Origin of the sequence: Streptococcus danieliae (assembly GCF_013415245.1) — a bacterium.
GTDB classification, from domain to species: Bacteria; Bacillota; Bacilli; order Lactobacillales; family Streptococcaceae; genus Streptococcus; species Streptococcus danieliae_A.
In genome coordinates this window covers 1-11316 of record NZ_JACBXX010000054.1, presented here as the reverse complement: position 1 = coordinate 11316, position 11316 = coordinate 1, and the positions used below count along the sequence as shown (strand labels likewise).

Genomic DNA, 11316 nt, shown 5'->3' with positions numbered 1-11316 from the left:
GTTGAATAATAGCTGTCTCACAAGAGCGATTGGGACGAAAGCCATAACTATACTCTGAGAAGTGTCTTTCACAGATTGGACTGATGGTTTGAACAATCGCTTGTTGTACCATTCTGTCCATGACTGTAGGGATTCCAAGATTTCGGACGCCACCATTTGGCTTAGGAATTTCAACTCGTAAAACTGGTTGAGGTTTGTACTTCCTCTGCTTTATAAGTTCCTTGGTTTCTCGCCAATGTTGCCGTAGGAAATTATCCATTTCCTCAATGGTAACTCCGTCGATACCAGCAGAACCCTTGTTTCTTTTTACCTGATGATAGGCTTCAAGCATATTGTTCCGAGATAATATCTTATCTAGCAATTCTGACATGTGCGTATTCCTTTCTTGTTTCGGTGTCTGAGGGACATCTTAGATTCGTGAACCTTCTCCTAGTCAATACGTGACCGTCTCCAGTTCTATCAGACCGTTCTTTTACAGACACAAGTGAAGTAGGATTACTTCGGTTAATTGTTCGCCCCTTCGCTCCATTTCCATTACAGAAACTTCATCACTACTATGGGTTCGGCTGACTTCTCATGATTCGTTGTTACTACGTCTACGACGCTCATGAGACCTCACGGGATAAGTCGTATATCTTTCCTCGTTTACTCTCGTGATCTACGCATATAGGTTACGACTACCTTTTGGGACTTTAGAGTTTTCAGCCTCCTCATCCACTACATACGCCTTCATATCACATTTCTGTTCGTAGAGCCACGATTTCGCTATCCCTTCCTCTCCCCGCTACCTCACGATAGTCAGGCTTGGGAGTCGCTATTGGGTTCACCGGTAGCAGGTGCCCACAGAGGACTTGCACCTCAGATATACGACATGCCCGTCGTACTAAAAAGCACTTAGATTTCTCTAGGTGCTTCTTCATATGTAAAACTCAGCTTGGATTGAATCGATTGATACAGCTCAAGAATCTCCGAAGGGGTAGTATCATGAAAGATACAGCGTTGCTTCCCTGAAATCGTCTCAGCTCCAACAATCTAGGGGCTAATTTGTTTGGCAAACATTAAAATCTCCTTACTTGGTAAAGCCATTACTTCCATGATAGCACCTCCTCGATCTTATCCAAAACCATGTACAATTTTAGGGGGAAGATCCTTATTTTTTAAAACGCTAGTAACCAGAGTATCCTTCACAAAATCTGTAAAATGCTGCAAGTCATCTCCTTCATAGGAATAACTCCCTGTTTTTTTACAGTAGGTGGCAATCCCCTTTCGATCACCACTGATCGCTGAGTACTGACGTACATCTGCATTGTCAACAATTTTATAAAGAACAATCAGTTGCGAATCAATTTTTTTCATGCCTATCAGTCTCCTCATGGGATTGATTATCTTCAATAGCTACGCTTCCAAAAATTTTTAAGCAAATTTCTTGAAAATTTCCGAAAATCATTCTATACTCGGAAATGGAGGTTTAAAATGTCTAAAAAATTCTTTGCCGAATTAATCGGTACTTTTATGTTAGTGTTTATCGGAACAGGTGCTGTTGTCTTTGGAAATGGTCTTGAAGGCATCGGTCATCTTGGAATCGCGCTTGCCTTTGGTCTTTCCATCGTCGCTGCAGCCTACAGCATTGGAACTGTCTCCGGTGCCCACTTGAATCCGGCTGTATCCTTGGCAATGCTCGTCAATAAACGGATGAATACCCAAGAACTTGTCACTTATGTGATCGCACAAGTCATCGGAGCCCTACTTGCATCTGCAAGCTTGAGTTTCTTCCTCACAAGCTCTGGTCAAGCCGTTACCAGCTTGGGAGAAAATGGCTTCAGCAACGTTTCAGCCATGGGGGCCTTCCTCTTTGAAGTAATTGCAACCTTTATCTTTGTCTTGGTCATTGTTACCGTAACATCTGCCAGCAAAGGTAATGGAAAAATTGCTGGTCTTGTCATCGGTCTGTCCTTGACAACCCTTATCTTGTTGGGTCTCAATGTGACAGGTCTATCTGTCAACCCTGCCCGCAGCCTTGCCCCTGCCCTCTTGCTTGGTGGCACAGCCCTTAGCCAGGTTTGGGTCTTCATCTTGGCACCACTTGTTGGTGGCTTCCTAGCTGCCTTGGTAGGTCAACACCTACTCGAAACTGAGAAATAATTCCTGTAGCACCCTTTTCTTTGAGGTAAACTCAAAGAAAGGGTGTTTTTTGGTTGAGGGGTAACAAAAACAAGGGACGCTAAATCCCTTGTTTTTCAATCCCTACGGTATCTAAAAAGCGTTTAAAGGCTTGGCGCCCCTTGGGGTCTGTTTTGTAGACACCGGCGTCTTCTAGGACACGCGCAAAGATGTCTGCGACGGACTGGCGGACTAAGGTCTCGGCTGCGTCAGTTGTGAGGTCTGGGTGGGCTGCTTTGAGCTGATTGGCCCAGGTTTGGTGGATGGGCTGGACTTGGTCTGCTTGGTCTGTCAGGAAGGCGACGACTTCTTCGAGTTCGTTTTTTAAGCGTGGGGGGAGGATGGCCAGCCCCATGACTTCAATCAGGCCAATGTTTTCTTTTTTGATGTGTTGGACATCGGGGTGGGGGTGGTAGATGCCGTCCGGATATTCCTCCGAGGTCTGGTTGTCTCTTAGAACCAGGTCCAGTTCATAGCGGCCATCCCGTTTGCGGGCGATGGGGGTGATGGTGTGGTGGGCTTGGCCATTTGATTCGGCTAGGATGCCCGCCTCCGGGTCTGAGTAGTTGCGCCAGGTGGTAAGGATTTTTGTGGCCAGCTTGAGGAGGGCTGGTTTTTGTTCGCTTTGGAGGCGGATCACAGCCAGGGGCCACTGGAGGATACCTGCTGTTACTTCTGGAAAGCCTGAGAAAATAAAGTTTTCTTCCATGGGAGCCAGCTCCATGGGGAAGGTGTGACGGCCGCCTTGGTAATGTTCGTGGGTCAGAATGGAGCCACCGACAATGGGGAGGTCGGCATTGGAGCCTGCAAAGTAACCCGGAAAGGTGTCGACAATGGTGAGGAGGCGGGCAAAGGTTAAGGGGCTAATCTGCATGGGTTCATGCTGGCCGTAGAAAAAAATGGCGTGTTCCCTAAAATAGGCATAGGGCGAATATTGAAAACCCCACTCCTCATCCTCCATTGGAAAGCGGATGATGCGGTGATTGGCCCGAGCCGGATGGTTGAGGCGGCCCAGATAACCTTCGTTTTCCAGACACAGTTGGCAATGGGGGTAGTCTGAGGCAGGCGTTGCTTTGGCAGCCGCAATGGCTTTGGGGTCCTTCTCGGGTTTGGAGAGGTTGATGGTAATCTCCAGGTCCCCGTATTTGGTCCGTGACTGGTAAGCGATGTTCTGGGCAATCGCTTTTCGTTTTATGTAGTCATTGCGCAGGCCGAGGGCATAGAAATCGGCAATGGCCTGGTCTGGGTCCTCTGCGTAGGTCTGCCAAAATTGCTGGTTGACGTGACTGGGGCGGGGAGTGGCTAGGTCCATCAGTTGGGCTCCGACCTGCTCTCGCTCCTCGAGCAGGGCTCCGATGGTGCCAGAGGCTACCGCCTGGTCAAGTAGGCAGTCCTTTAGGTCAATCAGACTAGCTGGATCTGTTGGGGCTGCTACTCTCATTTCTCCCACCAAAGCATAAACACGGTTGACCAAGTAGGTCCGATCCAGTTCCTGGTAGTCACTAGCCGCAATTAGGGCTGTCACAAAGGCATGTACCAAATCCTGCTGCATACTTTCCTCCTTCTTTAATCTAGGATGCGCGTGCCTCCAGCCACTTGGGCGATGTAAAAGCTAGGGGCATAGCCAATCTGTTCCTCATAGCGCTGGCCGACGGCTGCTGTAAAGTCGGCCACCTTGTCCTTGGCCACCAGGGCCAGGGCACAGCCGCCAAAGCCGGCGCCGGTCATACGGGCTCCGAGCACGCCTTCTTGGGCCCAGGCGGTGTGGACCAGGGTATCCAATTCGATTCCGGTGACTTCATAGTCCTGCTCTAGGGAAACATGGGAGGCATTCATAAGGCGACCAAATGTCTCAAGGTCACCGGCTTCCAGCGCGTGGCGGGCCTGCAGGGTCCGTTGGTTTTCAAAAACCGCATGGCGGGCGCGTTTGAGGCGGTTGGAATCTTGAATCAAGTAGCTATAGGCATCAAAGTCCCAGACATCCAACTCACCCAGACTTTGGATGTCCAATAAGGTCTGGAGTTCCGCCAGGGCTATTTCACATTCTGCCCGGCGTTCATTGTACTTGGAATCTGCCAATTCGCGGCGTTTGTTGGTATTCATGATCACCACGACATTGTCTTGTAGATCCAGGGGCAGCAACTCATAATCCAGGCTATTGGTGTCCAAGTAGATAGCCCGCTGGTCTGCTCCCATACCAATTGCAAACTGGTCCATGATGCCGGAATTGACGCCAATAAAATCATTTTCTGTCTGCTTGCCAATCTTGACCAGCTCCAGCCGATCCACTTGGAGCTGGTAGAGATGCTCCGCAATCACACCAATCAAGAGCTCCAAGGAAGCGGACGAGGAGAGGCCTGCCCCGTTGGGAATGGTTCCGTAGACATAGACATCCATCCCCGAATCCAATACATGATCCGCCTGCTCCAAGAAATGAAGCACACCCTTGGCATAATTGGCCCAGCCATGATCCTGGTCAAACTCCAGTGAGTCCAAAGAAACCTCAATCACACCCTCTTCTTGGAAATTTCCTGAAAAGAAGCGTAACAGGCGGTCCTCCCGCTTGCGAGCCGCCCCGTAGGTTCCCAGGCTGATAGCAGCAGGGAAAACATGGCCCCCATTGTAGTCCGTATGCTCGCCAATCAGATTAATCCGCCCTGGGGAGAAGAAGATCTGGTCCGCTTGCACTCCAAAAACTTCTGAAAATCGTTTGTTTAGTTCACTTGCTTCCATAAATGATGCTCCTTGTCCTTTTTTTCTTTAGTGTAACCCTTTTCACAATGAACCGCAATAATTTTAGTAAATTTTTACTAAAAAGAATAAAAGCTAGCTCCTATGCTATACTAGAGTGGATAAAAAGGAGAATTCTATGGCCACACTCAAAGATATCGCATCGCTCGCCAATGTTTCCATCGCCACTGTATCCCGCGTGCTCAATCAGGATCCGACACTGGCCGTGACGGAACAGACCCGGCACCGCATCTTGACGGCTGCCGATGAATTGGGCTACAAAAGGCACCAAAAAAGCGGCAACTTTAAAAAGGAAAAGCACCAGATTGCCATCATTCAATGGGTCAGCGAGCAAGACGAACTGGACGACCTCTACTACTACAATATCCGCCTGGGTATTGAAAACAGAGCCCAGGAGCTAGACTACGAGATGCTTCGCTACTTCAATGACATCCCTTTTCGCTTGGCCGAGGAAGTCATCGGTGTCATCTGCATCGGCAAATTCAGCCAACAACAAATTGCCCACTTAGAACAGCTGCAAAAACCCCTAGTCTTTGTCGACAGTGACACCCTCAACCAGGGCCACCCCTGCGTGACCACGGACTTCGAAAACGCGGTCCAATCCGCCCTCCACTACCTCACCGAAACCGGCTGCCACCGCATTGGACTTCTGACCGGCCAGGAGCGAACCACCGACCTCACCGAAACCATCCCCGAACCACGCCTCCGCGCCTACTCTCTCTTTTGCATCGAGAAAGGCATCTACGACCCCCAGCTCATTCTCACCGGCAGCTTCACCACACAAGCCGGCTACGACCTGATCAAAAGCAAAATCGCCGCACAAGAAAAGCTCCCCGAAGCCTACTTTGCAGCCAGCGATAGCCTGGCTATCGGAGCACTCAAGGCCTTACAGGAAGCCGGCATCCGTGTCCCCGAGGACATCCAACTGATCTCCTTCAATGACACCAGCATCACCAAACAAGTCTACCCCCGCCTCTCCAGTGTAACCGTCTACACCGAAGAAATGGGCCGAACCGCCATGGACATTCTCAATAAACAAGTCCTCAGCCCCCGTGACATCCCAACACTGACCCGCCTGGGCACCACACTAAGCTTGCGCGAAAGCACAAAATCCACCCCTGACTTGTGAAAAAAATGATAGAATTTAGACAGATACATCCAATCTATCCATTCACTCGCATCTGAGCCCTCATAAAAGGCTTCCCGTTATAGCAGAAGGAGAAAGGAGCCCCTTATGCAACCTAGTAAAGTTTTGCAGATTCTCATCGGTACTGCACTATTCTCATTTGCTCTCCAGTACCTGGTCATCCCGCACCAACTCTTCGAAGGAGGGGCAACCGGTATCACCCTGATTGTCTACTACCTTTTCAAAATCCCGGTCTGGTTGATGAATCTGCTAATCAATGTGCCCCTCCTCTATATCGGTCGGAAAGCCTTTGGCAATAGCTTTCTCATCTACAGCATCATCGGCTCCCTGTCCATCTCCGTCTGGCTTCTGCTCTTCGAGAAAATCCCCCTTTCCATCCCCCTCAGCAACGACCTCCTCATCGTCAGCGTTTTGACCGGAATCCTCTTTGGTATCGGACTCGGACTCGTTTTCCGCGCCGGCGGAACCACCGGGGGCAGTGACATCGTTGCCCGCCTCTTGGAAAACCGCACTCCCCTTTCTCTGGGACAACTAATGTTTGCCCTCGACTTCTCCATTCTGACTTTGGAACTCATTGTTTTCCAAAACCTCCGCCTCATCACCTACACCCTCCTCTTTGTCTTTATCACCAGTCGCGTCATCGACCTAATCACAGAAGGTGGCTATGCCGGCAGAGGCTTCATCATCGTCAGCAAGGAAAACCAACAAATCGCCCAGGCCATCTCCTCTGAACTCAACCGCGGCGTCACCGTCCTCCAAGGCCAGGGCTACTACAGCCAAGAACCCATCGACGTCCTCTACTGCGTCGTGAGCCGCAGTGAAATCCAAGAAATGAAAGCCCTCATCCACCGCCTCGACCCCCGTGCCTTCACCACCATCACCGAAGCCCACGAAATTATCGGCGAAGGATTTCTGGAAACTTTTCAACCCGAGACTAGAAATGAAACAGCGAGGTAGGGTGAAAGATAGTTACTACCCGAACCCCAAAAACAGCCCAGAAGCCTTTTCAATCATGCTTCTGGGCTGTTTTCTATGCTTGTTTTTCAAGAAACTTCTTCCAAGTATTTTTGTAAAGCTGTTTGATGACCTTGCCCGTCTTCTAGTCCAAGGGTGTAGGCTGCTTCTAACTTATCTGGATCCCGCTCCAGGCGGCCGATATCTAAGGCCTGGTCTGGGCGGATCACATAAATATCTCCAGCGGCCTCCAGCATTACAATTCGCTCGACTGTGTCATTGTAGTGCTGGTAACGCTTGGAGGCCACCTCCACAAATTTGGGATAGTCCTTATAGAAGAGGCGGTAAAGACGCCCGCTAGAAGGCTTTTTCCGATAGTCCAGGGGCTGGGTCAAAATCACAATGAGCTTGTCAAAGCCCAGACTTCTAGCAAAGTCGACGGGGATTGAATCGGTCAGACCTCCGTCTAGATACTTGTTGCCATCAATCTCCACAATTTTCGAAATCAAGGGGAGGGCTGAGCTGGCTCGGAGGTACTCCATTTGGTCAAAAACATGGTCGATTTTGGGGTATTCTGCCTGACCGGTTTCGAGGTTGGTCACCGTCACATAAAAGGGCACTCCCGATTGGGCAAAGGCCTCTTGGTCGAAGACATCTAGCTCCATCGGAATTTTATAATAGGCCATCTCCTTGTTGACCATATTTCCCGTTTTCAACCAGGATAAAAAACTAATGTAATTTTTGTTTCCGATAAAGCGTTTGTTATAGCGAAGGGCTCTTCCCTTTTGACCCGAAAGGAAATTAACACCAAACAAGGCGCCAGCAGAGACACTGATGAGGCCATCTACCTTGATCCCCGCATCCAGGAAGGCGTCCAGCACACCAGCCGTGTAGAGACCGCGCATCCCACCACCTTCTAGAACTAAGCCAACCTTCATAAGCCCCTCCTTATACTCATTTAATTTCAAATTTTGACGTTGTCAAGCCTCCTTGATGAACCTAAGTTCTACCTTCGTCGGCTTTCCTAGTCAATTCTTTGAAATTATTCGAGTATTCTAATTTTGATTTTAATTAGGTATTATACTCCTTGCAACCACTGCGAGTCTTCTGTTTTTATTAGTGTAACAAAAAACTTCTGAAAATGGGGAAAGAAAGGGAAGGTACACAGGTAAACTTTCAGAAAGTTTCACGAGGAACATCAGTGAACCTTAGATACCCGAGCCTAGAAAGGAAAAAGCGAGGAAGGTTCAGCGAACCTTGGCTGAGAGAGGCTGGGATCAATCGAACTTAGTCAATCCAGCGCTCTTTAGACAACTGTTGATACCAGTAGGCACTTTGTTTAGGATAGCGTTGTTGCGTTTCAAAATCGACATAGAAGAGACCGTAGCGTTTGTCATAGCCATTAGACCACGAGAAAACATCCATCAAAGACCAGAGGAAATAGCCTTTGACTTGGGCGCCATCTGCGATGGCGTCCGCAACAACTGCTAGATGTTGGCGGATATAATCAATCCGATAACCATCCTGAACAGTATCGTCTCTCAACTCATCTTTATAACCCAATCCATTTTCTGTGATATAGATTTTTTTATAGTTGGGATAGTCCCGCATCACGCGCATAATCTGATCATACAAACCCTGTGGATAAATAATCCAGTCCCAGTCGGTTTTGGGGATGGATTCAGGGGCTTGACGGCGGCCGACTCCACGAATCTGATAGCTAGAAGAGCCTTTCTGACCTGTTCCATTGTGAACAATGGCTGTTTCTCCATCATAGGCTTGCATCCAATCACTCATATAATAGTTAATTCCAAGAAAATCATTCAAATCCTTTGCCGCCTCTAAAATCTCAAAATCAGCCGGCAGTATTTCCACTTGCCCACCATGGAGATCTAATAATTCCTGTACTCCTTCCCAGGTTCCTGGGGAATAGTGGCCCAAGTAGGTGGCATCCAGAATAAATTTGTTATGGATAATGTCCTCTAGCTCTGCAGCACGGACATCTTCCGGATTACTTGGGTCATAAGGGTATTTAGTCGGCAGTGCGTGTACTACCCCAATTTGACCTGGATGCCCTGCTTGTTTATACTGTAAAACCGCTCGAGCATGGGCAACCATCATGTTGTGATGTGATTGAAAAAGTTTAGCTAGATTATACTGAATCCCTGGTGGAAATTTTCCAATTAGGTATTGCCCATCGCCAATCGGGCCAATCTCATTAAAAGTAGTCCAATAAGTGACTTCTGAAAATTCCTGAAAACAGAAGGTCGCATAGTCTACAAAATGGTCAATCGTTTCCCGATTCAGAAAATCTCCCTGACTATGTAAAGCTTCCGGTGTGTCAAAGTGATGAAGGGTTACAAATGGTTCCACTCCCCGCTTCCGGCATTCTGTAAATAAACGATGGTAAAAATCAACTCCTTTAGGATTCACTTCTCCTTTGCCTAGAGGAAAAATCCGTGACCAAGCAATCGAAATCCGTAGGGCCTGAACCCCAAATTCCTCACACAAGGCCAGATCCATTGGATATTGATGGTAAAAATCCGAAGCCGGATCTGCCTTAAACCAGTAGTTATCTGCTAAGAATTGATCCCAGGCAACTGCCCCCTTGCCATCCACATTCGTTGCACCCTCTGCCTGGTAGGCTGCTGTCGCACCTCCCAATAAAAAATCTTTCGGCAACTGTTTTCTCATTATTCACTCCTTCACTGCAACTGCTTCCGAACAAATTCCAAAGCCCCTTGACCATCTCGCGTCAACTGAATGTACTGAGCTCCCTCGGTCTTAGCCAAGCGAATTCCTAGAGCATCCGTCTCCTGTTTCATATCTGCGTAATTCGAAGCCACCTGTGGTGCCAGTACCACCAAATCATACTCTTGTAAGATTTCCCGATGAGCCCCATAACTGCCTGCCGCTGCTGTCACTGGAACTCCATATTCTTGAGCTGCCTTGGTTAAAGCATTCGCCAAGAGACCACTCGTTCCACCTCCAGCACATAGAACCAATACATTGGTTTGCTTCGTCACTTCTTTTAGAGTTGCAACCTCTTCTTTTGCAGGCAAAGCCGGCTCTGGCTGCCCTGACGCCTCCTCTGTTAAAATTTGTTGATAATAGACCTTGAGGAACGGGTAGTAAATGGCTACATCTACAACAACTAGTAGGAGCGCCAGCAAAAAGGCTAGTGGGGCAAAGTTAGTTCCCATAACAATTCCCAAGGGGCCTGGTGTTGTCCAAGGCAAATTCACACTGAAGGAATTCATTTTGAGACTGTCCACGAAAAATTTAAAGATCCAGACATTTACAATTGGAGCTAAAACAAATGGAAGGAAAAAAACAGGGTTGAGAACAATCGGAGCCCCGAACAAGATCGGTTCATTGACCCCGAAGAAGGTTGGGATAACCGACGCTCGACCGATCGCTCGATTCCGCTTAGATTTTGTCAGCCACATAAACATAAATGGAACCACCAAGGTTGCCCCTGTTCCCCCCATTGTGACAATAAACATCTGTGTTCCAGAAGTCAAAACCTTATCCGCATGTTGACCAGCTTGCAAAAGTTGGAAATTGGTTTCTACATTGGCATAGGTGATAGCGGCAATCGCTGGTTCAACAATCGATGGGCCATGAATCCCAACAAACCAGAAAAGCGCATAGGCACCAAAAATTAAGGTAATGCCAAGGTAACCATCCGCTGCAGTAAATAAAGGCTCAAAAGCTTTCAGAATTGCTTCTGCAACACTTGTTCCCACAAATTGCCGGCTAAGTAGATCTAAACCATACAGAACAAACACAGATAAAGCGTAAGGAATAATATCTTTAAAGGCCTGCGATACGTTAGGTGGTACTTCTTGGGGCATCGGAATCGTCACATTATTCTTAATGCAAAGACGGTAAAGATGAACTGTAATAAAAGCAGCTAGAAAAGCCGTCAAAAGGCCCTTAGTACCCATATGGCCATTGGCTAAACCACCCTCTAAACTATCTGCCGCTAGAAGTAAAAAGCCGGAAATGGCCGCCATCATTGTCGACAAGAAGTTGATTTGATTCGTTTTTGGCAAATCGCGATTAAAGGTATCTGTTAACGATTTCGCAGTTGTTCCAGCCACCAAAACCGCTACAATTCCCATTGTGTAGCCATAAGGTTTCATAATCGCTGCTACCATCTCCTCGGACCAAATATAGTCATTTAGTTTTTAAATAGTATGTTATTGCATCAGTCAAATCGCCTGTCTTTCTAAGCAATTCTGTCACCGCTTTTTTCAAAATAGCCCAACTGTTCTCAATAGGATTCAGTTCAGGGGAAT

At 48.0% G+C, this 11316-nt stretch carries 9 protein-coding genes and 1 pseudogene; 3 read left to right on the top strand and 7 right to left on the bottom strand.

Going from position 1 to position 11316, the window contains the following annotated elements; all coding sequences use genetic code 11:
* Window positions 1-370: reverse transcriptase domain-containing protein (locus HZY94_RS01460; protein ID WP_257151892.1), on the bottom strand; the 370-nt coding region annotated here is incomplete at its 3' end.
* Between the two features lie 743 nt (window positions 371-1113).
* The gene (locus HZY94_RS01455) at window positions 1114-1356 is read right to left on the bottom strand and encodes a hypothetical protein (RefSeq protein ID WP_179924719.1); all 243 of its coding nucleotides are present in this window, start codon (window positions 1354-1356) and stop codon (window positions 1114-1116) included.
* 117 nt (window positions 1357-1473) lie between these two features.
* Here HZY94_RS01455 and HZY94_RS01450 point away from each other — a divergent pair, with 117 nt between their 5' ends.
* Window positions 1474-2142, top strand: coding sequence for an MIP/aquaporin family protein (locus tag HZY94_RS01450; RefSeq protein WP_179924718.1), 669 nt, complete (start codon window positions 1474-1476; stop codon window positions 2140-2142).
* 79 nt (window positions 2143-2221) lie between these two features.
* On the opposite strand, the gene galT is transcribed toward HZY94_RS01450, so the two are convergent.
* Both galT and HZY94_RS01440 read right to left on the bottom strand, forming a co-directional pair.
* Window positions 2222-3712 (bottom strand): UDP-glucose--hexose-1-phosphate uridylyltransferase, encoded by a 1491-nt coding sequence (galT, locus tag HZY94_RS01445; RefSeq protein ID WP_179924717.1) that lies wholly within the window; start codon window positions 3710-3712, stop codon window positions 2222-2224.
* 14 nt (window positions 3713-3726) lie between these two features.
* On the bottom strand, window positions 3727-4893 hold the full coding sequence (locus tag HZY94_RS01440) for a galactokinase (RefSeq protein WP_179924716.1): 1167 nt from the start codon (window positions 4891-4893) through the stop codon (window positions 3727-3729).
* A gap of 136 nt (window positions 4894-5029) precedes the next feature.
* On the opposite strand from HZY94_RS01440, the gene HZY94_RS01435 reads away from it, so the two are divergent.
* Window positions 5030-6040 carry a LacI family DNA-binding transcriptional regulator gene (locus HZY94_RS01435; protein ID WP_179924715.1) on the top strand — a complete coding sequence of 337 codons (1011 nt, stop codon included), beginning with the start codon at window positions 5030-5032 and terminating at the stop codon, window positions 6038-6040.
* Between the two features lie 105 nt (window positions 6041-6145).
* A complete protein-coding gene (locus HZY94_RS01430) occupies window positions 6146-7015 on the top strand; it encodes a YitT family protein (RefSeq protein ID WP_179924714.1) in 870 nt (289 codons plus the stop codon).
* A gap of 86 nt (window positions 7016-7101) precedes the next feature.
* Here HZY94_RS01430 and HZY94_RS01425 read toward each other — a convergent pair whose 3' ends face one another.
* From HZY94_RS01425 to HZY94_RS01415, 3 genes and pseudogenes are all read right to left on the bottom strand, one after another.
* Window positions 7102-7950, bottom strand: a complete 849-nt coding sequence (locus HZY94_RS01425) for a patatin-like phospholipase family protein (RefSeq protein ID WP_179924713.1) — start codon at window positions 7948-7950, stop codon at window positions 7102-7104.
* 349 nt (window positions 7951-8299) lie between these two features.
* A complete protein-coding gene (gene lacG / locus HZY94_RS01420) occupies window positions 8300-9706 on the bottom strand; it encodes a 6-phospho-beta-galactosidase (protein WP_179924712.1) in 1407 nt (468 codons plus the stop codon).
* Between the two features lie 11 nt (window positions 9707-9717).
* Window positions 9718-11187: pseudogene (locus HZY94_RS01415) on the bottom strand (lactose-specific PTS transporter subunit EIIC); the annotation flags it as partial.
* Between the last annotated feature and the right edge of the window lie 129 nt (window positions 11188-11316).